This window comes from Pseudomonas sp. Hz4 (genome assembly GCF_054898165.1).
Genome location: NZ_CM142719.1, coordinates 5,221,118 through 5,243,719, shown reverse-complemented (window position 1 = coordinate 5,243,719; position 22,602 = coordinate 5,221,118). Strand labels below are relative to the sequence as shown.

Below are 22,602 nucleotides of genomic sequence, written 5' to 3'. Positions count from 1 at the left end.
CGACACTACCCTCGGCTGTACGGACGTTCGCCGCGTTACCGACGCTCTTAAAAAAACAACAACAAGAGATAGATGCCATGCGCAAGATTGACGTACATGAGGTTATCGACAATGCACGATTCAACCGCTTCCACTGGAGGGTGCTGTTCTGGTGTGCCCTGATCATCATCTTCGACGGTTACGATTTGGTGATCTACGGCGTGGTGTTGCCGATGCTGATGAAAGAGTGGGGGCTCAGTCCCTTGCAAGCGGGCGCACTGGGCAGTTATGCACTGTTCGGCATGATGTTCGGTGCGCTGTTTTTCGGCCCGTTGTCGGACAAGATCGGCCGCAAAAAAGCCATCACGATCTGCGTGATGCTCTTCAGCGGTTTTACCGTGCTCAATGGTTTTGCCCGTAACCCCACCGAGTTTGGCCTCTGTCGGTTCATTGCCGGTCTGGGCATCGGCGGGGTGATGCCCAACGTCGTGGCGCTGATGAATGAGTACGCGCCGAAGAAGATCCGCAGCACGCTGGTGGCGATCATGTTCAGCGGCTACTCGGTGGGCGGCATGCTCTCGGCGGGGCTCGGTATCGTGCTGATCCCGAGTTTTGGCTGGCAATCGGTGTTTTACGTGGCGGTGCTGCCTTTGCTGTTGTTGCCGTTGATCATGTACTTCCTGCCCGAGTCGGTGGGTTTCATGCTGCGTCAGGGACGTAATGAAGAGGCGCGCAATATTCTGGAACGGATTGATCCGGCTTACGTCGCACACGCCAGCGATCAGTTGCTCATGAGCGAAGTGAAGGGCACCGGCACCCCGGTGCTGCAACTGTTCCGCGAGGGTCGTGCGCTGCGCACGCTGATGTTATGGCTGGCGTTTTTCTGCTGCCTGCTGATGGTCTACGCCTTGAGTTCCTGGCTGCCAAAACTGATGGCCAACGCCGGTTACAGCCTGGGCTCGAGTTTGTCGTTCCTGCTGGTGCTCAACTTCGGTGCCATTTTCGGCGCAGTCGGCGGCGGTGTGCTGGGGGACAAACTCAACCTGCCGCGGGTGTTGGCGGTGTTCTTTGCCATGGCTGCTGTGTCGATCACGTTGCTGGGGTTCAACAGCCCGATGCCGCTGTTGTACCTGCTGATCGCCATTGCCGGCGCCACCACCATCGGTTCGCAGATCCTGTTGTATGCCTGCGCCGCGCAGTTCTACTCCATGACCATTCGCTCTACCGGTCTGGGCTGGGCGTCGGGCATCGGGCGCAACGGCGCCATCGTCGGACCGCTGCTGGGCGGTGCGTTACTCGGGATTAGCCTGCCACTGCAACTGAATTTCATGGCGTTTGCCTTGCCGGGTGCGGTGGCCGCGATTGCCATGACCGTGTTCGCCATCAGCAGTCGGCGCCGTGCCAAACAACAATTACCGGGCTTGCACGGATCGCCTGACGGGGCTGTCGGCGACATTTCATGAAAACGTTATTCAAGGACTTTTCCCTGTCTGCGGCAGTCGCCGGATTTATCGCCACGGTGATTTCCTACGCAGGCCCATTGGTCATCATCTTTCAGGCCGCCGAGACCGCGCACCTCCCACGGGAACTGTTGTCGTCCTGGGTGTGGGCGATTTCCATCGGCAGCGCCGTGCTCGGCATCGGTCTGAGCCTGCGTTACCGCGTCCCGGTGATCATCGCGTGGTCGGCGCCAGGTTCGGCGTTGCTGGTGGCGTTGTTGCCGGGAATCTCCATGCCGGAGGCGGTGGGTGCTTATCTGGTCAGCAGCCTGATTATCTTTCTGATCGGGGTATCGGGGGCCTTTGACCGGATCATCAGCAAACTGCCCGCGACCATTGCGGCGGCGATGCTGGCGGGGATTCTGTTCAGCTTCGGCACCGGGCTATTCGTCTCGTTGCAGGGCAAGCCGCTGCTGGTGCTGGCGATGTTCGTCACGTACCTGATCTGCAAGCGGCTGATGCCGCGTTATGCGGTGCTGATGGTGTTGCTGGTGGGCTGCTCCATTGCCTTTTTCACCGGTGATTTGCACCGCGAAGCGCTGGTGATCGGCTTGGCCACGCCGGTATGGATCACGCCCGCGTTCAGCCTGAGCGCGACCCTGAATATCGCCTTGCCGCTGGTGATGGTGGCGCTGACCGGCCAGTTTGTGCCCGGCATGGCGGTGCTGCGTGCCAGCGGTTACTCGACGCCGGCCGGGCCGATCATCGCCAGCAGCGCCTTGGGCACGGCGCTGTTGGCACCGTTCGGTTGTCACGGGCTGAATCTGGCAGCGATCACCGCGGCCATTTGTACCGGCCGCGAGGCCCATGAAAATCCTGGCAAACGCTATGTGGCCGGGGTGGTGGGCGGGCTGTGTTACCTGGTGCTGGGAGTCTTCGGTGCCACTTTGGTTTCACTGTTTTCGGCGTTCCCCAAAGAATTGATCGCGGCCCTGGCCGGGCTGGCGCTGTTCGCCGCGATTGCCGGGGCGCTGGCCGGCGCAATGGCCATACCGAGTGATCGCGAAGCCGCGTTGGTGACCTTTCTGACCACCGCATCGGGCATGTCGCTGTTTGGTTTGTCCGCCGCTTTTTGGGGGCTGATTTTCGGCATGGTCACCCACTTGTTGTTAAACGCCCGCCGTCCCGTTCCTCGTCGCGAATCCGCTGTGGCTGAAGCACTTCAACCTGTCGATCAATAAAAACAAGAGAAAAAATGATGAAACAGATTCTTCCAACAACCGGTTCAGTGTTGTCCATGGCGGTCGTCTCAAGTTTCTCCGCCGGTGCGATGGCGGCCGAGGGCGGCTTCATTGAAGACACCACGGCCACCTTGCAAGCGCGCAATTATTACTTCAGCCGGGACTTTTCCGACATCGTCGGTGCGAACAAACAGTCGAAGGCTGAAGAGTGGGCACAGGGCTTCATTCTCAACGTCAAATCCGGTTACACCCAAGGCCCCGTCGGTTTTGGTGTGGATGTCATTGGCCTGCTCGGCCTCAAACTCGACAGCAGCCCGGATCGGGTCAATACCGGTTTGCTGCCGGTGCAGGATGATGGGCGTGCGGCGAATGATTACAGCCGGCTGGAGGGCGCGTTGAAGGTGCGTTACTCCAAAACCGAGCTGAAGGTGGGTGAGCTGCAACCCAATCTGCCGGTGTTGGCCTTCAGCGATATCCGGCTGCTGCCGCCCAGCTATCAGGGCGCTAGCGTCAGCTCGAACGAGATCAATGGCCTGACGGTGCAGGGCGGTCACTTGAGTTCGGCCAGCCTGCGCAACGAGGCCGGCGACGAAAAGATGCAAGCGATGCTCGGTCATGTGCCGCAGCGTCAGGTCAGCAGTGATGGCTTCAACTTTGCCGGCGCCGATTACGCCTTCAACGATAAACGCAGCTCGGTCAGCGCCTGGTTCGGGCAACTGGAAGATATCTACAACCAGCGCTTTCTCGGCCTCAAGCACAGCCAGCCGTTGGGCAACTGGACCCTGGGCGCCAACCTGGGTTATTACGATTCGCGCGAAGACGGCAAAAAATTGCTCGGCAACATCGACAATCAGGCGTTCTTCTCCTTGCTGTCGGCCAAGCGCGGCGGCCACACGTTTTATCTCGGCTATCAGGGGATGTTCGGCGACAACGCCTTCCCGCGAGTGTTTGCCAACATCTCACCGCTGGGTAACGAAGTGCCGACCTACGAGTTCGCCTACACCGACGAGCGCTCCTGGCAGGCGCGTTACGACTACGATTTCGCGGCGCTCGGCGTGCCGGGGCTGACCAGCACCGTGCGATACATCACCGGCAACAATGTCGATACCGGCCAAGGGTTCGAAGGCAAGGACCGCGAGCGTGATCTCGATCTCGGCTATGTGCTGCAGAGCGGCAGCCTCAAGGGCCTCGGGATTCGCGTGCGCAACGTGATGGCGCGCTCCAATTACCGCAGTGATATCGACGAGAACCGTTTGATCCTCAGCTATACGTGGACGTTGCTATGAAGCAGCGATCACAGATTGCTCATGCAGTGACCCATCACCTGATACGTCACGCGATGAGTCTGGCCCTGATGATCGATGTAGACCATGGTCGCTGGCACAACGTCGCAGGCCGTTGCGGTGTCTGTCACTGAAACCACTTCGGCGATGTCCAGCGGCTGTGCCGGGTTGTAACGGGTGGCAGCTGGCTCGTTGCCGGCGGCCATGGCCGAGGTGGCGACAACGGTCAGAAACAGGCTGATCAGGGTTTTCATTTTTCCGTGCTCCGTGTTGATTTCGATACCTGAATTCTAGTCTTTGCCCGCGACCGATAAAGGGGCCAGCGCCTGATGCAGCCTTACATGAAACGTAACAGTCACCGCCCCCGGAGGGCCTATGGATCTGCTCAATAACATGCGGGTGTTCGTCCGCGTGGTGGACTGCGCAAGTTTCACCGCCGCCGCCGATGCGCTGGACCTGTCGACCGCGCAAGTGTCGCGACTGGTGGCAGATCTGGAGCAGCATGTGCAAGCACGCTTGCTGCAACGCACCACGCGGCGATTGAGCCTGACCGGTCGTTGGTACTAGTATTTCCAGAAAACCGGTATGAACAGCACCAGAACGGTGAGGATCTCCAGTCTTCCCAGCAGCATGCCAACGGTCAGCAGCCATTTGGCGGCATCGGGCAGTGTCGAGAAGTTTCCTGCCGGGCCAATGATCGAACCAACCCCAGGCCCCACGTTGCAGACGGCAGTGGCCGCGCCACTCAATGCCGTCGTCCAGTCCAGGCCGATGAGCGCCAAGCCCATGGCGATCGCCCCGATGGTGATGGTGAAAAAGAATGAAAACGTCAGGAGCGAGCGGGCAATATCCTCGTCGATGGGATGGTTGTTGTATTTTTTTCGGATGACGGCGCGAGGATGGATCAATTGTTTCAGGCTGCCCATAAGCAGAGCGCCAGCCACTTGAAAGCGGAAGATTTTAAGACCGCCGGCGGTGGAGCCGGAGCAGCCGCCGACAAAGGTCAGATAAAAGAACAGCAACACGGAGAAACTGCCCCATAACGTGTAATCCCCCAGCGCCACACCGGTTGTCGTGACCACCGAAGTCACGTTGACCGCCACGATCCGAAACGCCTCCCACCAACCGTACTCGCTGTGCCAGCATAACCATGTGCCGAACAGCAGCCAGGTAATGAGCAAAAAGCCAATGAACCCGCGTACCTGTTGATCTTTGAGCAGGGCGCGTTTATTCCCGCGCAACAGGCTCACATACAGCGTAAAAGGCAGGCTGCCCAGAATCATGACAACCACCGCCACCCAATGAATGGCCGGTTGCGTCCAGTGCGCCAGAGAAGCATCGGAGGTGGAAAATCCTCCCGTGGAAATCAATGACATCGCGTGATTAACCGCTTCGAATGGCGTCATCCCTGCCATCCACAAGGCTAGCGTGGAGAGACCGGTAAGCCCGATATACAGCCCCAGAATATATTTGGCGGCGACGTGGGAGCGTGGTGTGACTTTCTCCGACCAGTCGGATGATTCGGTCTGAAACAGTCGCATGCCCCCGACCCGCAATAGCGGCAGGATGGCCACGGCCATGCCGATGAAGCCAATCCCGCCCAACCAATGCAGCATTGAACGCCAGACCAGCAATCCGGGAGAGGCGGTGTCCAGACCGGTCAGGATGGTCGAGCCGGTGGTGGTGATGCCGGACATCGTTTCAAAAAACGCGTCGGTGTAACTGATGTCTTGGATAAGGACCATGGGCAATGCGGCGAACATGCAGACGACTACCCAACTGGCGGTCGTCAGCAAGTACATATCGCGGGGACGCAACTGAGCGTTTTCAGGGCGCCCCTTGTTAATCAACAGCAGCCCGGACACCACTGTGATCAGGCCCGACCAGAGGAAGGCCGACATATCGTCTTTGCGCTCATAGATCACCAGCGTGAGCATGGGTATCGCCATGCTCACCGCCAGCGTGATCAGAAAAATACCCAGGATGAACCCGATAAACCGCAGTGCCGCAATGGACATAAATAACGCCTGTCTTGGTAGCGCCGCGCAGTATCGATCGGCTTTTAATTCTGTCTCGTAAAGATTGCGTAACTTTTTCCTTTCTCCGAATCTCAGCACGTCCGTGTAGAAGAGCGACACGGGCAGTCAGAATCCCCGGTGTAGACTGAGGGCAGTCACGAGGGGAGAAAAGCGTGAAATATAGAACAGTATTGTTGCTCAGTCTTGCGCTTATATCGGGCCAGGCGCCGGAGAAGGTTCGCCCATGATCGGCGCCGAACTGCTGTCACCGCAAAGCCTCACAGTGGGTTGGCTGATTTACGTGCCGGTGCTGATCTGGGCCGTTGCGCGAGCACCGTGGGTCGAATTGTTCAGCGACAGCCGCCGCCAGCATCTGTTGTTCGGCACGGTGTTCGCGCTGTTCATGCTCTGGCTGGTGCGACAAGACTTCGACACCGGCGTGTCCTACCACTTTATCGGCATGACCGCCGTCACCCTGTTGCTCGACTGGCCGCTGGCAATTGTCGGCGGGTTGGTCGCGCAAGCGGGATTAGTGCTGCTCGGGCGACAGGATCTGGCGGCGATGGGGGTCAACGGGGCGCTGCTGATTCTGCTGCCGGTGCTGGTCACCGAGTGCTGCGCGATCCTGGTGGAGCGAGCGCAGCCGCGTAATCCCTTCGTGTATATCTTCGTGTCCGGTTTCTTTTCGGCGGCGCTGTCGGCGTTGCTATGCCTGCTGTTGGCACTGTGGTTGCTGTGGTTCAACGAACGTTTCGCCATGCCGTATTGGCTGGAAGATTTTGTCGGTTATCTGTGGCTGCTGATTTTCCCGGAAGCGTTTATCAACGGCATGGTAGTCAGCGCGCTGGTGGTGTTTTGCCCCGAGTGGCTGGAGACGTTCAATCGCACGCGCTACCTTTCGGCGCCCTGGAAAGACGACGATCCCAAATCTTGATCCATATCAAATGCAAAAACTGCTCACGAATCCATGCTCGGGAAAACCTTCAGGAGCATCGAAATGAGTGTCTACGAATGGGCAAAGCAGGAGTTGCGCCAGAGTCTGGCTGGGGCGCAGGAAGTGGGGTTTGATCCGGGGTTGAGCCTGCGCGCCTTGCTCAGTGCCGTGGTGCAACAGAGCAAGGCGGTGCGCAGCGCCGAAGACCTGGCCGATGAGTTGCGTTTTCTTGCGGAAAACCTCGATGACAGCCAGGACTACGGTTTTATGCGGCCTTGAAGATCAGTGACGCGGGTCGAAGTCTTCGCTGAACAGTTCGTCTTCGGCATCCGGGCTGACTGGAATCTTGTGTTCTTCCGACGCCCAGGCGCCCAGGTCAATCAGCTTGCAACGGTCCGAACAGAAAGGCCGGAATTTGCTCTCGGGGCTCCATTCAACAGGGGCGCCGCAGGTTGGGCATTCGACGGTTGGGGTTTGGCTCATGACTGGCCTCCACGCAAAGTAAGGTAAAAGTGATGCAGGCGTTCGACCTCGCTGTGCAGCCAGGCGAGGTCGCGGTCGTTGACCACCACCTCGTCGGCGTGGCTCACGCGGTCCTGCCGGCTGGACTGGGCCTTGAGGATCGCCTGGACCTGTTGCTCGCTGATCTGGTCACGCTGCAGGGTGCGCTCGATCTGTAGCTGTTCCGGGGCATCGATCACCAGGACCCGTTGGACCATGGCGTACTGCCCGGACTCGATCAGCAGCGGCGAAACCAGAATCGCGTAAGGTGATTGTGCCTTGGCCAGATGATCGGCGATTTCCTTGGCGATCAGCGGATGAAGCAGCGCTTCGAGCCAGCGGCGTTCCTCTGCGACTTCGAAGATCAGTTTGCGCAGCGCAGCGCGATCCAGTTGCCCGTCGGCTTGCAAGACGCCGGGGCCGAAGTGTTCGGCGATCTCTGCCAGCGCCGGACGCCCCGGTTCCACCACCCAACGCGCCGCATGATCAGCGTCCACTACGTGCACGCCGAGGTCGATGAAGTGCTGAGTCGCCGCGCTTTTGCCGCTGCCGATGCCGCCGGTCAGGCCGAGAATCCAGGGTTTTTCCACAGGGGTATTCATTTCAAACCGACAAACTGCCAATAGAAGTCGGTTATTTGACCACCCCAGAGCAAGGCAATCCAGCCGGCAATCGCCAGAAAGGGTCCGAAGGGGATCGGTGTCGACGTTTTCTCGTTGCGCAGGCGCAGTAAAATCACCCCAATGATCGCCCCCACGAGCGATGACAGCAGGATAGTCAGGGGCAAAATCTGCCAGCCACCCCAGGCGCCGAGCATTGCCAATAATTTGAAATCGCCATGGCCGATGCCGTCCTTGCCGGTGATCAGCTTGAACAGCCAGAACACTGACCACAACGCCATATAACCGGCCACCGCGCCCCACAATGCGTCATGCAGGGACACGAAGAGCTCGAAGCTGTTGACGATCAGTCCCAGCCACAGCAGTGGCAGCACCAGCACATCCGGCAGCAGTTGATGCTCGGCATCGATCAGGCTCATCGTCAGCAACCCCCAGCTCAGGACTAGCGCCATGCAGGCCTGCCAGCCGAAACCGAAATGCCACGCGATGAGCACCGAGAGCAGACCGCACGCCAGTTCGGTCAGCGGGTAGCGTTTGCTGATCGCTGCCGCGCAGTTCGAGCACCGACCCCGTAAAAACAGATAACTGAGCAGCGGAATGTTTTCCCACGCGCGGATTCGATGGGCGCAATGAGGGCACTGGGAATGGGGCAGCATCAGGTTGAAGGTCGGCAGCGGTGTCTCGCTTGGCAAGCCCAACACGTCATGAGCCTCCTGACGCCATTCGCGGTCGAGCATTTTTGGCAGGCGCCAGACCACCACGTTGAGAAAGCTGCCAATCAGCAGGCCGACCAACATGGCTGCGATCACGAAAACCGGCGGGTAGAGGGTCAGAAGGTCGTTCAAGGGCATGTCAGATCGCTGCGCCGAGTTGGAAGATGGGCAAGTACATCGCAACCACCAGGCCACCGACGATAACACCCAGCACTACCATGATGAACGGCTCCATCAGGCTGGTGAGGTTATCAACCATGTTGTCCACTTCGTCCTCGTAGAAGCTCGCGACTTTGTCGAGCATGTCGTCCAGTGCGCCGGACTCTTCGCCAATGGCGGTCATCTGAATCGCCATGTTGGGAAAAATGCCGGAGGTGCGCATGGAAAAATTCAGCTGCATACCGGTGGATACGTCCTGCTTTATACGCAGCACCGCACGCTTGAATACGATGTTGCCCGTCGCGCCGGCCACCGAATTCAGTGCCTCCACCAGCGGCACCCCGGCGGCGAAGGTGGTCGACAGTGTGCGGGCGTAACGGGCCACGGCAGACTTGTACATCAGCGTGCCAATCAACGGCAGTTTCAGTAACCAGGTGTCCATCCAGTCCCGGAAGCCCTGCGACGTTTTAAAGGCGTGGCGCACGCCGAAGATCAACGCGATCAGCACGCCGAGCATCGCCCACCACCATTGCTGCATGAACTCCGACAGGCCGATGACCATCACGGTGAAGGCCGGCAATTCAGCACCAAACCCTTTGAACACCGACTCGAACTGCGGCACCACTTTGACCAGCAGAATCCCGGTCACAATGATCGCAACAAACACCACCGCCAGCGGGTAGGTCATGGCCTTTTTGATCTTGGCCTTGAGGCTTTCGCTCTTTTCCTTATAGGTCGCCACTCTCTCCAACAGGGTATCGAGAGCTCCGGCCTGCTCGCCGGCATCGACCAGGTTGCAGTAGAGCTCATCGAAGTATTGGGGCTTTTTGCGCAGGGAAGCGGCGAAGCTGTTACCCGCCGCGACTTCCTGTTTTACCTCGTCTACCAGTGTGCGCATGGCCGGGTTATCGAAGCCTTCACCGATGATGTCGAAGGACTGCAACAGCGGTACACCGGCTTTCATCATGGTCGCCATCTGCCGGGTGAACAGGGCAATGTCCTGGGCCTTGATGCGCTTGCCCATGTTGAAAATCGAGGTCGATTTTTTGCGTACCTTGCCAGGATTGATGCCCTGCTTGCGCAACTGGGCCTTGATCAACGCCGGGTTCTGACCGCTCAACTCGCCCGTTATTTTGGTGCCTTTGCGGTCTGTACCTTCCCAGGTGTAGACGCCGATTTTTACTGCTTTGACCGCCATATTCAGTCCTTGGTGACCCGATTGATTTCTTCAAGGCTGGTGATGCCTTGCATGGCCTTGAGCAGGCCCGACGTACGCAGGTCGTTAAAACCGTCCTTACGCATCTGGATGTCGATTTCCAGTGAATTGCCTTCGGCCATGATCAGCCGTTGCAGGTCCGGTGTGTTCTTCACCACTTCATAAATCCCGATTCGGCCTTTGTAGCCGTTGTTGCAGTGATCGCAACCGACTGGCTCATAGATCGTGAATGAGCCGATGCGTTCCTCGGGGAAGCCTTCCTTGAGCAGCGCCTCCCGGGGAATTTCGATGGGTTTCTTGCAATGGCTGCACAATTTGCGCGCAAGGCGCTGGGCAATGATCAGGCTGACCGAGGTGGCAATGTTGAACCCCTGAATGCCCATGTTGTGCAGGCGGGTCAGGGTTTCGGCGGCGCTGTTGGTGTGCAGGGTCGACAGCACCAGATGCCCGGTCTGGGCGGCTTTGATGGCGATTTCGGCGGTTTCGAGGTCGCGGATCTCGCCGACCATGATCACGTCCGGGTCCTGTCGCAGAAATGAGCGCAGCGCCTGGGCAAAGCCCAGTCCCTGCTTGGGATTGACGTTGACCTGGTTGATGCCTTCCATGTTGATCTCCACCGGGTCTTCGGCGGTGGAGATGTTGATGTCCACGGTATTGAGAATGTTCAGCCCGGTGTAGAGCGACACGGTTTTGCCCGAACCGGTGGGCCCGGTCACCAGAATCATCCCCTGTGGCTGCTTGAGGGCGGCCATGTACAGTTCTTTCTGATCGGGCTCATAGCCGAGGGCGTCGATGCCCATTTGAGCGCTGGACGGGTCGAGGATCCGGATCACCACTTTCTCGCCCCACAGGGTCGGCAAGGTGTTGACCCTAAAGTCTATGGATTTGCTCTTGGATAGCCGCATCTTGATCCGCCCGTCCTGGGGCCGGCGCCGTTCGGAGATGTCGAGGCTGGCCATGACTTTCAGCCGCGCGGCGATGCGATTGGCCAGTTGAATCGGTGGTTTGGCGACTTCACGCAAAATACCGTCGGTACGCATCCGCACGCGGTAGGTTTTTTCATAAGGTTCGAAATGCAGGTCGGAAGAGCCGCTTTTGATCGCGTCCAGCAACATTTTGTGGACGAAGCGCACGACGGGCGCATCGTCGGCATCCTGGCCGGCGATGGCGTCCTGTCTGTTGTCATCGATCGACTCGATGTCCACGCCATCGAGGTCAACGTCGGCCATGTCTTCCAGGCCGGTACTTGGGGTATCGAAGAATTTTTCGATGGCGTCGCTGAGTTTATCCTCCTCCACTAGGATGGCTTCAGTGTTCAGCCCGGTGCTGAACTGGATGTCATTGATGGCTTGATGATTGGTCGGGTCGGAAACACCCACGAACAACTTGTTGCCGCGCCGCCAGAGGGGCAGGGCGCGGTGCTGGCGGATCAGTTTCTCGCTGACCAGACCCTTGGGTTGGGTGTCCTTGTCCAGGCAGTTGAGATCAAGCAGTGCCATGCCGAAGTGTTCCGACGCGATCTCGGCGACCTGGCGGCTTTTCACCAGCTTGTTCTGCACCAGGTAGCTGACCAAGGGGGATTTATCACGTTGGGCTTGCTGATACGCCTGTTGCGCGCTTTTGTCAGTGAGCAGCTCGGCCAGGACCAATTGCTTGGCCAGACCGCTAAGGGCGATGTCATTCATTGGGATACCGGACGCAGACAGTTCATGACTTATAGCCTAGTCAAGCGGATGAACCAAACCAGCGACGTTCAGGTGACAAAAAGTGTCAGATAGTGCGGATTCTGGGGGTGGAAAAGGGGGTTGTATCAATCGCACGCCCCGCCAACACGGGGCGTAGGGCTTGGCATGGGCTGTGCTGCGGCTAGTTCAGATCATGAGATTTCGACTCATGCATGGGGCTTGTCTATGAATACTCAAAAAGGTTTTACCCTGATCGAGCTGTTGATCGTGGTGGCGATCATCGGGATTCTCGCGACGTTTGCGTTGCCGCAATATTCCAAGTACCAGGCGCGGGCCAAAGTGACGGCGGGTATTGCCGAAGTTTCGGCGCTGAAAGTGCCTTATGAAGATGTCATCAACTCAGGGTCCGCTGATCCGACCATTGCCAACGTCAATGCGGCTGTTGCTGCTACTCAGAACTGCAACCTTACGGTGACGGGGACTGTTGCTGCTGGTACCGGAACCATTGTATGTACGCTGATCAATGCCCCGGCACCTGTACTGGGCAAGACCGTTACCCTTTCTCGTAGCGCGACTGCCGGTTGGACTTGCGTAACCAATGCCGCCAAGGATTATTCGACTACTGGCTGCCCAGGCGTTTGATTTAGCGCCCGCTGCGCCCTACCTCGCCTTAATGGCGGGGTATTTTTTTGTCTGGAATTTGCTGGTCATCACGCCGGCAAAAAATCCCGACAATTCATGGCTTTAGACCTGCGTTAAAACCCGCAACTTGCATGTCGATAACAGCGGGGTCATGCAATTTGCATGATTCCGAAAATTGGCCATCTTACTAAGCTGATGATTTATAAGGATTTATTTCATGTCTCGAAGTTGGCACAGCGTTCGCAATATCTCTGGTAACCCTGCTGACAAGACACGCAGCAGACTTTATGAAAAACAGGAGTTACTCGTATGAAGAAGTTCGCTATCGCTGCCGCTGCTGCTACCGCGCTGACCCTGACCATGGCCAACGCTGCATTTGCTCAAACCCAAGCCACTCAAGCACCTATGATGCTGGCTGCTGGTGAGGTCACTGAAGCGAAAGAGGATGTTTCCGATACTTGGATCACCACCAAAGTCAAAAGTGACCTGGTGACTGAAAAAGGCATTCCTGGTACCGATATCAAAGTCGAAACCAACAAAGGCGTTGTGTCCCTGTCGTCTACCATTGCGGTGACTGACGCTCAGAAAACCACTGCTGTGGCCATCACCAAGAAAATCAAAGGCGTCAAAGCGGTTTCCGCAGACGGCCTGAAAGCCGATTAAGGCAAGACTTCTCGCCTGGACTGGGAGAAGGCGCGGCAGGCGGGCCGAGCAATACGTCTGCCGCCTCTGGAGAGTTCATGCGAAGGCCATAAGGATGTGGCCATTACAGGCCCCGGCATTCGTGTCGGGGCTTGTTCTATTGTGGATGGGTAAAAACCTCTGTAGCCGCTGGCAGGTGATGGTTAATTCTCAGTTACCGCGCTTGCTGGTGATCTGCTTCAAACGATTACCTTCAAATCGCAGGTACTGATACATCCCGCCGTTGGGTCCGTAGGTCCATTCCTCGACTTGAAATTCTTCCCGTCGGTTAGCGCTGCGCTTGTAGCCCAACAGATCACGGCTGACCGGCTCACCGCATTTGTGCAGCACTTCACTGGACCTGTCCCCGACACTGACCAATTGACTGCCGCAACGCAGGGTATCGGCTGCCGAGGCCTGACTGGCGATCATTGCCAGTGCCAGGCTCATCAGCCATTTCGCGCCGATCACTCGGCATCCAGATGCAGCGGCGTAACCACCCTGCCGTCACTTTCCGCTACGCCAAGGTTAGCGTCGATGAAGTACACGCGGTCATCGGCCAACTGACCCTTGTCGACCAGATAGTCCTTGATGCTGCTGGCGCGTTCCTGACCCAGCTGGCGTAAGAGAACGTCGCTGGAACTCCAGAACTTGATCACGCCCTCACGCATTTTCGCGGTGCGTTCCTCCTTGCCCAGGTCCTTCCATTCAGCGGGCGGCTGCGTCTTCAGGCGCGTGCGGTAGATCCCTTCCAGCAGCGAACCTTTCTCGCCGTCCGGCACTTGCACCAACGAAGCCTGAGCCGGCACTTTGTCACCGCGGCGCTGGAGCATTTTGTAGTAGTTGTACTGGTATTCCCGTTCCAGACGTTGCTCGGCGATCGGTGGGCCATCGCTGCTGGCGGCAGCCGTGCCTTCGATTTCCAGGCGCAAGGCCGGACGTTCCTTGAGGGCCTGGGACAGTTTGACCAATGAACCCTCAGTCTCCTGGCTCAGGTCGCTTGACCCTGGCGCAAACGAGACAGTGCCCAAATCTTGCGAACCACCGCCACTGACCAGCCCGCCAATCATTTTGAACGGCGCGGCGGCGGCTTTGACGATCAGGTTGCGCAGGGTCTGCCAGACAATCGGCATGATGCTGAACTGCGGGTTGTTCAGGTCGCCGGTCACCGGCAGCTCAATGGAAATCTTGCCGTCGACGTCCTTGAGCAACGCGATCGCCAGTTTCAGCGGCAGGCTCACGGCGTCCGGACTGTCGACTTTCTCACCCAGCTGCAACTGCTCGACCACCACTTTGTTTTCGGCCTTGAGCTGGCCCTTGGTGATCAGGTAATGCAGGTCGACATTGAGTCGGCCCTTGCGGATGCGGTAGCCGGCGAACTTGCCGGAGTAGGGCGTCAGCGTGGTCAGTTCCACCCGTTTGAAGCTGGTGGTGATGTCGAGGCTGGCCATCGGGTCGAACGGATTGACCGAGCCCTTGATGGTCACCGGCGCATAGCGGTCGACCTTGCCTTTGATGTCCACGGTCGCAGGTTTCGCCTGACGGTTGTCGATGGTGCCGATCTGCCCGTTGAGCTGTTGAACAGCAGTGGCGAAGTTCGGGGTCAGGCTGAAGTCGGCGAAGTTGGCGGAGCCGTCATTGATGGCGATACCGCCAATGTGGATGCCCAGCGGTTTTTCCTTGCTGGCAGGTTTGGCCGCCGCGGTCTTGGCCCCGGAATCGGCCGGTTGCGGGATCAGCAAGTCATCGACGTTAGTGGTGCGGTCATCATTGATCATGAAGCGCGCATAAGGCTGGAACAGGGTGACCTTGTTGATCGACAGACTGTCGCCGTGTTGGTAATTCAGGCCTTCGAGCACCAACTGCTGCCACTTGAGAAAGTCGCGGGTTTTGAGGGTGTCGAGGGTATGCAGTTGATCGACCTGGGCGCGCCCTGTGACGCTGAACGCCAGTGGCTCGGTGCTTTTCAGGTCGACCGCCAGATCACTGCCGAGCATGCCGCTGCGCAGTTCCAGGCGAATGAACGGGTTGATGTAGGACTGGGAAACGCGCAGGTCGATGTCCTTGGTCTGCACGTTTAACTTGGCGCTGACGGGGGCGAGATTGACGACGCCTTCTGCCGTGATCTTGCCTTGCTTGCCCAGACCGGTGTCTAGCCTGAGGTTAAAAGGCGAGCCATTGAGGCTGTCGAAATTCTGCAGGTCCAGGTTCAGCGGGCCGACGTCCAGCGCCACGGCGGGTTGCGCCTTGCGGTCGGCCAGATGCATCTGGTAATCACGCAGTTGCACGTCTTTGAGCAGCACCTGCCAAGGTGTGCTTGGCGGCGCCGGTTCAGGCTTTGGTGAGTCGGCGGCTGCCGGGGTGCTGGCCGGTTCGGCGTTGGCTTTGGCGGCCGGTTTGGACGGTTGGCTGGCGAATAGTTTCTGCCAATCGAGTTGCCCATCGGGTTCGAGGGCAGCCCAGGTTTCCAGTTTCTGGCTGCGGATTTTGCCGACGATCACTTGCTGCTTGGCCAGGTCTACGGTCGTTTCACTGATGTCCAGCCGCTTGAGCTTTACTAGCGGTTGACCGTCTGGAGCCTTGATGTTGAAGGGGGCGATGCTGACGGCAACATTGCTCAGCAGCAGGTCGGTTTCTTTGGACAGGTTCAGCTTGTAATCAGTGCTCAGGTTCAGGGTGCCGTTTTCCAGGTCCAGCGGCACCGAGTCGCGCACGTAAGGCCACCAGACTTTCATGTTGGCATCGGTGACTTTCAATTTACCTTCGGAGGCGATCGGGATCAGGCTGAAATTACCGGTCCAGTCGATCTGCCCACCGGAAGGGCCGACGGCCACCAGGGTCATGTCGGCGTTATCTTCTGGCAGGGTGCTGAGGTTCTTCAGCTCGAAATCGAGTTTGTCGTAGAGGAATTCGATCGGCTCGCTGGGCCGTGCATCCTGGAAGTGCACATAGCCGTCGGCCAGTTTGATGCGCTCGACGCGCAGCGGAAACGGCTTGGCGTTCGGGTCGACCGGGGTCGGCTCGCTGGCAGGTATTTTGAACAGGCCGAGCAGATTGAGTTTGCCGTCCTTGCCGAAGAGGATTTCGGTCTTGGGTTTGTCTATTTCGATATCGGACAGGTGCAGCGCGTTGGTCCAGAGGCTGTCGATCTGGAGATTGGCATACAGCCGCTCGAAGCCGACCTGCTCCTTGCCCGGATCGCCGATGATCAAGCCCCACAGGGTCACTTCCAGGCTGAACGGGTTGAGTTCGATCCGCGAAATCGTGGCGGGCGTCGTCGCGTAACTGGCCAATTGTTGGTTGACTACCCGCAACGCGATGCCCGGTAAAATCAGAAACCCCAGCAGGCTGTAGAGGGCTAGAGCGGTCAACAGAGCGCCAATAGCGCGAATCAATCCTTTGGGCATGTGCGGCTTCATCTGTCTGAATCGGAGTGCGTTGGAGTATGGCACGCGTTTCCGGTTCCGAAGTGATCAAGCTTTATAGGATTTATCTGATTTTTCGGACGAATCTCAGAGCTGCAGAATCAGCGTTTTCAGCGGCGGTTGTTGGTCCAACGACGGAAAATCGCCGCCCGGTTTCATTACGGTCCACTCACGCACCGGCCGCCCGGCTTTCTCGGCACAGCGCAAAACTTGCTCGCGCCAGTCGTCCATGCTGACTTTTGCCAGGTTGTTGCAGCAGATCAGCACGCCATTGTCGGCGGTGGTCAGCAGCGCCGGCTTCAGCAGGCTTTGATAGTCGCGCAGCAAGTCGACGGTGCCGAAAGCACTCTTGGCCCAGGCTGGCGGATCCAGTAGCACCAGGTCGTACTGACGCTGTTCCAGACGTTGATAGCTGGGCAGTTTCTGCCCGCGACGCTGGCTGATCGGCAGGCCGGCCAATTGGCGGATGGCCGGGAAGTAGTCGGACTGGACGAAGTCCATGGTCGGCAACTGGGGATTGAGCAGACCGTTCTCGCGGCCGACGGCCAGGTTGCCCTCAGCGAAATCGAGGTTGCAGACCTCGCTAGCGCCACCGGCCGCCGCACTGAGGCCGACGCCACAGGTGTAGGCGAACAGGTTCAATACACTTTTGTTTTTACTGTGCTGCTTGACCCAGCCGCGCGTGTTGCGCAGGTCGAGGAACAGCAGCGGATCCTGGCCGGCATGGCGACCGCGAACCCGGTAATTGAGCCCCCATTCGTGGCCGATCAGGTCTTGCAGGGCGGCCTCGTCGGCGCGGTAGACGGTGTCTTCACGGTCGATGCGCGAGTTGCCACGGGAGCGATCGTTGTAGACCAGCAGCGTTTCGAGGCCCAGGTGTTGATTGATGGTTTCGTGCAAATGCAGCAACGCATCACGTTCCAGCGACTGGTGAAAGCTTTGCACCAGCAATTGCGAGCCGTAGCGGTCGATCGTCAGGCCGCCGGCGCCTTCCTGGCTGCCATGGAACAGGCGGTAGCAATCGGTGCCTTGCTGATGCAGTTCGGCGAGCAGGTCCTGGCGATGTTCGAGGGCGGCGCGCAGCGCCTGATTCAAGGAAGACATGCTGGGCGCCTTGCAGGAGGGAATTTGGCGCGGGAGTTTAACAGCTTGAGCAGAGAACAACTTGCTCCTCACTGATCGTTCCCACGCGGAGCGTTGGAACGATCAATATGCAGGGCTCAGGTCAGTAAGCCCATCCGGCGTTTGGCCCGGTGCACCGAGCCGTTACGCACCGCCCAACGCAGCATCGGCGTGCTGCGGTTGACGCCGGCGCGGATCAGCTTGCGTTGCAGCGGGCTCTGTTGGACACCCAGCATGTCACTGGCCCAGTCCGGCAGCAGGTCGATCCCGGCCTTCATCATCAAACCGCCGAAAGGCCTGGCCAAACGACTGGGGGAGGGGGCGTTCAGCAACAATCGCAACACTTCGCGACTGCGCTCGTCGCACAGCAGTTGCGGGCGAATTCGTTCAAGGTAATCGGCCATTTCCTGCCGTGAACGCGGCACGTCACGGGCGCCAAGCCGTTCGGCGACCAGCGCGATTTCCGCGTAATAACGGTCCTGGTCGGCGAGGGACAGGTTGGGATTGCGGTAACGCAAGTGCGCAGCGAGGAAGTTGCTGACTTCGGCCACATGCACCCAGGTCAGCAAGTCAGGATCGCTGGCGGCGTAAGGCCGCCCATCCGGTGCAGTGCCGGTTACTTGCAGGTGGATGGTGCGGACTTTATCGATCAGCCAGTCGGCGTCCTTTCGCGAACCGAACGTGGTGCCGGAAATGAACTGCCCGGTGCGGCGCAGTCGGCCAATCATGTCCTCGCGAAAATTCGAATGGTCCCAGACCCCGGCCAGGGCCAGTGGATGCAGGGCTTGCAGCATCAGGGCGCTGATGCCGCCGATCAGCATGCTGCTGAAGTCGCCGTGAACTTGCCAGCTCACCGAATCCGGCCCGAACAGGCCGGGATCGCCCTTGGGGTTTTCCAGGTCGAGCTTACCCAGGGACAGACCGGTCAGGCTCATGATCTGAGTTTCGATGCGGGTTCGAATGAATTCCATGGCGACTCAGTGGTGAAAAAGAGGCGCGGCCGTTATGGGCCGCGCTGGGAAGTTTAAAGCATGAGCTTATTGGTTCAGGCGTTTATCGACCAAGTCCTGGACCACGCTTGGGTCAGCCAGTGTCGACGTATCGCCCAGGCTGTCCAGTTCGTTGCAGGCGATCTTGCGCAGAATGCGCCGCATGATCTTGCCCGAGCGGGTTTTCGGCAAGGCCGGCGCCCACTGGATCAGGTCCGGTTTGGCGAAGCTGCCGATTTCCTCGCTGACGTGGGCCAGCAGTTCTTTCTTCAATTCGTCATTGGGCTCGGTGCCGTTCATGGGGGTGACGAAGGCGTAGATGCCCTGGCCTTTGACATCGTGGGGGTAACCGACCACGGCCGCTTCGGCAATGCTGTCGTGCAGCACCAGCGCGCTTTCCACTTCGGCGGTGCCGATGCGGTGGCCGGAGACGTTGATCACGTCGTCGATGCGTCCGGTGATCCAGTAATCGCCGTCCTCGTCGCGCCTGGCGCCGTCGCCGGTGAAGTAATAACCGGGGTAAGGTTTGAAGTAGGTGTCGACCATTCGTTGCGGGTCGCCGTAGACGCTGCGGATCTGCGCCGGCCAGCTGGACTTGATCGCCAGCACGCCGCTGCCGGCGCCTTTGATTTCCTTGCCCGTTTCATCGAGCAGCACCGGTTGCACGCCGAACATCGGTTGGGTGGCGCAGCCGGGTTTGATCCGGTGAGCGCTGACCAGCGGGCTGAGCATGATGCCGCCGGTTTCGGTCTGCCACCAGGTATCGACGATCGGGCAACGCTGCTGACCGACGACGTTGAAGTACCAATCCCACGCTTCCGGGTTGATCGGTTCGCCGACGCTGCCGAGTAATCTGAGGCTCGCGCGGGAGGTTTCCTTCAACGGTTCGGGGCCTTCACGCATCAGGGAACGCAGGGCGGTCGGGGCGGTATAGAAAATGTTCACCTGGTGCTTGTCGATCACCTGCCAGAAGCGCGAGCTGCTCGGGTAGCTCGGCACGCCTTCGAAGATCAGCGTGGTCGCGCCGTTGGCCAACGGGCCGTAGACGATGTAGCTGTGGCCGGTGACCCAGCCGACATCCGCGGTGCACCAAAAGACTTCATCGTCGCGGTAGTCGAGCACGTACTTGAAGGTCATCGCCGCTTGCAGCAGGTAGCCGCCGGTGGTGTGCAGCACACCTTTGGGTTTGCCGGTGCTGCCGGAGGTGTAGAGGATAAACAGAGGGTCTTCGGCGTCCATCGGCTCAGGCGGGCAATCGTCGCTGACGTCGCGTAGCGCCTGGTGATACCAGATGTCTCGGCCCTCGATCCAGTCCACTTCGCCCTGAGTGCGCTCGACCACGATGACGGTGCTGACGTTCGGACAACTTTCCAGTGCCTTGTCGACTTTCTGCTTGAGCGGCACGAATTTACCGCCGCGCACGCCTTCATCGGCGGTGATCACGGTGCGGCAGTCGGCGTCGAGAATCCGGTCACGCACGGAGTCCGGAGAGAAACCCCCGAACACCACCGAATGCACCGCACCTATGCGCGTGCAAGCGAGCATGGCGTAGGCGGCTTCGGGGATCATCGGCATGTAGATGCACACGCGATCGCCTTTCTTCACGCCACGGCTTTTGAGCACGTTGGCCAGGCGACAGACGTTGTGATGGAGTTTTTTGTAGGTGATCTGCGCGGATTCGGCAGGATCGTCGCCTTCCCAGATGATCGCGATTTGATCGCCGCGCTTTTCCAGGTGACGGTCGATGCAGTTGTAACTGACATTCAACGTTCCGCCGGCGAACCAGCTCGCCTCACCGGTTTTCAGGTTATAGCGCTGGACGGTATCCCACGGCGTACTCCAGTCGAGAAAACGTGTGGCCTGTTCGGCCCAGAAGGTGCTGGGGTGGTCGATGGATTGGCGGTACAGGCGCTTGTAGTCGTCTTGACTTAATTGTGCAGCCCGGCGGACGGCATCGGCTTGGGGGAACGTGCTGATATCGAACATGACGGTTCCTTATTCTTGTTTTGCGACAAGTAACAAAGATGCGCCGAGTAACGAATGGGTTCAAGTCAGACACAAAACCAATGTGGGAGCGAGCTTGCTCGCGATGAGGGCATGACATTCAACAAAGATGTCGACTGACAGTCCGCTATCGCGAGCAAGCTCGCTCCCACAGGGAATTGTTGTTTCCCACAGAATATGTGTTTTCACAAATTCTGTGGGTGTGGCGTCAGATCAACCGCGGTGACGACCGCGGAAGTAGTTAATCAGGCCTTGGGTTGACGCATCGTCAGCCGGGCTTTCTTCGCTGCCGACCAGGCGGTTGTAGACGCCTTTGCCCAGCTCTTTGCCCAACTCCACGCCCCACTGGTCGAAGGCGTTGATGCCCCAGATCACGCTTTGCACGAAGACTTTGTGTTCGTACATCGCCACCAATGCGCCGAGACGACGCGGGCTGATGCGTTCGACCACCAACGTATTGCTCGGACGGTTGCCCGGGATCACCTTGTGTGACGCGAGTTTCTGCACGTCTTCTTCGCTCATGCCTTTATCGCGTAACTCGGCTTCGGCCTCGGCAAGGGTCTTGCCCAGCATCAGCGCCTGGCTTTGCGACAGGCAGTTGGCGTACAGCCACTGGTGGTGGTCGGACACCGGGTTGAAGCTGACGATCGGCACGATGAAGTCGGCCGGGATCAGTTGAGTGCCCTGATGCAGCAACTGGTGATACGCATGCTGACCGTTGCAGCCAACGCCACCCCAGATCACAGGACCCGTGTCGGTGGACACCGGAGTGCCGTCCTGGCGCACGCTCTTGCCGTTGGATTCCATGTCCAATTGTTGCAAGTGCTTGGTGATGTTGCGCAGGTAATGGTCGTACGGCAGGATCGCGTGGCTCTGCGCGCCCCAGAAGTTGCCATACCAGATGCCGAGCAAGGCCAGCAGCACCGGCATGTTCTGATCGAAAGGCGTGCTCTGGAAGTGCTGGTCCATGGTGTAGGCACCGGACAGCAGTTCCTTGAAGTTCGACATGCCGATGGCCAGGGCAATCGGCAAACCGATGGCCGACCACAACGAGTAACGGCCGCCAACCCAGTCCCACATCGGGAAGATGTTTTCTTCGCGGATCCCGAATGCCACCGCCGCTGCATTGTTGCTGGAGACGGCGATGAAGTGACGATACAGCTCGGCTTCCGATCCCCCCTGAGCCAGGTACCAGGCGCGTGCGGCCTGGGCATTTTTCAGGGTTTCGAGGGTGTTGAAGGATTTCGACGAAACGATGAACAGCGTGGTTTCGGCGCGCAGTTTCAGGGTCAGCTCGTGGAACTCACTGCCGTCGATGTTCGCCAGGTAATGGCAGCGCACGCCCTTCTGGGCGTAGGACAACAGTGCTTCAGAGACCAGCTCCGGGCCGAGGAACGAGCCACCGATGCCGATGTTCACCACGTCAGTGATCGGCTTCTCGGTGTAACCGCGCCACAGACCATCGTGGATACGGCCCACGAGGTCAGTGATCTGGTTCAGGACCTTGTGCACTTCCGGCATCACGTTGACGCCGTTCACCGACAGCTTGTCGCCAACCGGACGGCGTAGCGCGGTATGCAAGGCGGGGCGGCCTTCGGAAGAGTTGACGATTTCGCCTTCGAACAGCGCTTTGATCGCGCCCTGGAGATCGACTTCGTTGGCCAGGTCCACCAGCAGATCGCGGGTCTCGGCGTTGATCAGGTTCTTCGAATAATCGAGAAACAGGCCGCAGCTGCTGAGGGTGAATTGGGTAAAGCGCTGCGGATCGGCATTAAAGGCTTCGCGCATGCTGAAATCTTGCATGGCTTGGCGGTGATCATTCAACGCTTGCCAGGCGGGCAGAGCGGTAACGTCGTGAGGGGTGCGGTAATACGCCATCGCTGCGGGTTTCCTTTTTACTTGAACGGCCTTTTGAACACAAAAAATCCCGGTGCGCTGTGGGTGGGCGTCC

General features: G+C 58.8%; 20 protein-coding genes and 1 pseudogene. 8 read left to right on the top strand and 13 right to left on the bottom strand.

Annotation, left to right across the window (positions count from 1 at the left end):
* The first annotated feature begins 77 nt into the window (after window positions 1-77).
* Genes ACYZTR_RS24110 through ACYZTR_RS24100 form a run of 3 tightly spaced genes read left to right on the top strand, consistent with a single transcriptional unit; the run spans window position 78 to window position 3,945 of the window.
* The gene (locus ACYZTR_RS24110) at window positions 78-1,442 is read left to right on the top strand and encodes an aromatic acid/H+ symport family MFS transporter (RefSeq protein ID WP_461974430.1); all 1,365 of its coding nucleotides are present in this window, start codon (window positions 78-80) and stop codon (window positions 1,440-1,442) included.
* Complete coding sequence (locus tag ACYZTR_RS24105; RefSeq protein WP_461974428.1) at window positions 1,439-2,659, top strand: benzoate/H(+) symporter BenE family transporter; 1,221 nt, start codon at window positions 1,439-1,441, stop codon at window positions 2,657-2,659. Before ACYZTR_RS24110 ends, ACYZTR_RS24105 begins: the two co-directional genes overlap by 4 nt.
* Before the next feature lie 17 nt (window positions 2,660-2,676).
* The gene (locus ACYZTR_RS24100; RefSeq protein WP_461979867.1) at window positions 2,677-3,945 is read left to right on the top strand and encodes an OprD family porin; all 1,269 of its coding nucleotides are present in this window, start codon (window positions 2,677-2,679) and stop codon (window positions 3,943-3,945) included.
* Window positions 3,946-3,953: 8 nt separating this feature from the next.
* Here ACYZTR_RS24100 and ACYZTR_RS24095 read toward each other — a convergent pair whose 3' ends face one another.
* The gene (locus tag ACYZTR_RS24095) at window positions 3,954-4,196 is read right to left on the bottom strand and encodes a DUF2790 domain-containing protein (protein WP_461974426.1); all 243 of its coding nucleotides are present in this window, start codon (window positions 4,194-4,196) and stop codon (window positions 3,954-3,956) included.
* A 121-nt stretch (window positions 4,197-4,317) separates the two neighbouring features.
* On the opposite strand from ACYZTR_RS24095, the pseudogene ACYZTR_RS24090 reads away from it, so the two are divergent.
* Window positions 4,318-4,494: pseudogene (locus ACYZTR_RS24090) on the top strand (helix-turn-helix domain-containing protein); the annotation flags it as partial.
* 11 nt (window positions 4,495-4,505) lie between these two features.
* Here the strand turns inward: ACYZTR_RS24090 and ACYZTR_RS24085 are convergent.
* Window positions 4,506-5,960, bottom strand: a complete 1,455-nt coding sequence (locus ACYZTR_RS24085; protein WP_461979865.1) for a TrkH family potassium uptake protein — start codon at window positions 5,958-5,960, stop codon at window positions 4,506-4,508.
* A gap of 244 nt (window positions 5,961-6,204) precedes the next feature.
* Here ACYZTR_RS24085 and ACYZTR_RS24080 point away from each other — a divergent pair, with 244 nt between their 5' ends.
* Together ACYZTR_RS24080 and ACYZTR_RS24075 are read left to right on the top strand one after the other, a co-directional pair.
* Window positions 6,205-6,894 (top strand): energy-coupling factor ABC transporter permease, encoded by a 690-nt coding sequence (locus ACYZTR_RS24080; RefSeq protein ID WP_461974424.1) that lies wholly within the window; start codon window positions 6,205-6,207, stop codon window positions 6,892-6,894.
* Between the two features lie 63 nt (window positions 6,895-6,957).
* Window positions 6,958-7,173, top strand: coding sequence for a hypothetical protein (locus ACYZTR_RS24075; RefSeq protein WP_461974422.1), 216 nt, complete (start codon window positions 6,958-6,960; stop codon window positions 7,171-7,173).
* A 3-nt stretch (window positions 7,174-7,176) separates the two neighbouring features.
* Here the strand turns inward: ACYZTR_RS24075 and yacG are convergent, their stop codons facing one another.
* The 5 genes from yacG to pilB are packed head-to-tail and all read right to left on the bottom strand — an operon-like array spanning window position 7,177 to window position 11,788.
* Window positions 7,177-7,377 carry a DNA gyrase inhibitor YacG gene (yacG, locus tag ACYZTR_RS24070; RefSeq protein WP_223485972.1) on the bottom strand — a complete coding sequence of 67 codons (201 nt, stop codon included), beginning with the start codon at window positions 7,375-7,377 and terminating at the stop codon, window positions 7,177-7,179.
* Complete coding sequence (gene coaE, locus ACYZTR_RS24065; RefSeq protein ID WP_461974419.1) at window positions 7,374-7,997, bottom strand: dephospho-CoA kinase; 624 nt, start codon at window positions 7,995-7,997, stop codon at window positions 7,374-7,376. The genes yacG and coaE overlap by 4 nt, the downstream gene beginning before the upstream one ends.
* The gene (locus ACYZTR_RS24060) at window positions 7,994-8,866 is read right to left on the bottom strand and encodes a prepilin peptidase (RefSeq protein WP_461974417.1); all 873 of its coding nucleotides are present in this window, start codon (window positions 8,864-8,866) and stop codon (window positions 7,994-7,996) included. Before ACYZTR_RS24060 ends, coaE begins: the two co-directional genes overlap by 4 nt.
* A 1-nt stretch (window position 8,867) precedes the next feature.
* A complete protein-coding gene (locus ACYZTR_RS24055) occupies window positions 8,868-10,085 on the bottom strand; it encodes a type II secretion system F family protein (protein ID WP_461974415.1) in 1,218 nt (405 codons plus the stop codon).
* Between the two features lie 2 nt (window positions 10,086-10,087).
* Window positions 10,088-11,788, bottom strand: a complete 1,701-nt coding sequence (pilB, locus tag ACYZTR_RS24050) for a type IV-A pilus assembly ATPase PilB (protein WP_461974413.1) — start codon at window positions 11,786-11,788, stop codon at window positions 10,088-10,090.
* 225 nt (window positions 11,789-12,013) lie between these two features.
* Between pilB and ACYZTR_RS24045 the strand changes: the two genes are divergently transcribed.
* Window positions 12,014-12,430: a pilin gene (locus ACYZTR_RS24045; RefSeq protein ID WP_461974411.1), complete on the top strand. Its 417-nt coding sequence runs from the start codon at window positions 12,014-12,016 to the stop codon at window positions 12,428-12,430.
* A 309-nt stretch (window positions 12,431-12,739) separates the two neighbouring features.
* Window positions 12,740-13,093: a BON domain-containing protein gene (locus ACYZTR_RS24040; protein ID WP_461974409.1), complete on the top strand. Its 354-nt coding sequence runs from the start codon at window positions 12,740-12,742 to the stop codon at window positions 13,091-13,093.
* 189 nt (window positions 13,094-13,282) lie between these two features.
* On the opposite strand, the gene ACYZTR_RS24035 is transcribed toward ACYZTR_RS24040, so the two are convergent.
* From ACYZTR_RS24035 to pgi, 6 genes are all read right to left on the bottom strand, one after another.
* Window positions 13,283-13,579, bottom strand: a complete 297-nt coding sequence (locus tag ACYZTR_RS24035) for a DUF2845 domain-containing protein (RefSeq protein WP_461979863.1) — start codon at window positions 13,577-13,579, stop codon at window positions 13,283-13,285.
* Window positions 13,579-16,530 carry a DUF748 domain-containing protein gene (locus ACYZTR_RS24030; RefSeq protein ID WP_461974406.1) on the bottom strand — a complete coding sequence of 984 codons (2,952 nt, stop codon included), beginning with the start codon at window positions 16,528-16,530 and terminating at the stop codon, window positions 13,579-13,581. Before ACYZTR_RS24030 ends, ACYZTR_RS24035 begins: the two co-directional genes overlap by 1 nt.
* Window positions 16,531-16,623: 93 nt before the next feature.
* On the bottom strand, window positions 16,624-17,640 hold the full coding sequence (locus ACYZTR_RS24025; protein ID WP_461974404.1) for a class I SAM-dependent rRNA methyltransferase: 1,017 nt from the start codon (window positions 17,638-17,640) through the stop codon (window positions 16,624-16,626).
* A 116-nt stretch (window positions 17,641-17,756) separates the two neighbouring features.
* On the bottom strand, window positions 17,757-18,629 hold the full coding sequence (locus tag ACYZTR_RS24020) for an oxygenase MpaB family protein (RefSeq protein ID WP_461974402.1): 873 nt from the start codon (window positions 18,627-18,629) through the stop codon (window positions 17,757-17,759).
* Between the two features lie 66 nt (window positions 18,630-18,695).
* On the bottom strand, window positions 18,696-20,633 hold the full coding sequence (gene acs, locus ACYZTR_RS24015) for an acetate--CoA ligase (RefSeq protein WP_461974400.1): 1,938 nt from the start codon (window positions 20,631-20,633) through the stop codon (window positions 18,696-18,698).
* Window positions 20,634-20,864: 231 nt separating this feature from the next.
* Window positions 20,865-22,529, bottom strand: coding sequence for a glucose-6-phosphate isomerase (gene pgi, locus ACYZTR_RS24010; protein WP_461974398.1), 1,665 nt, complete (start codon window positions 22,527-22,529; stop codon window positions 20,865-20,867).
* Between the last annotated feature and the right edge of the window lie 73 nt (window positions 22,530-22,602).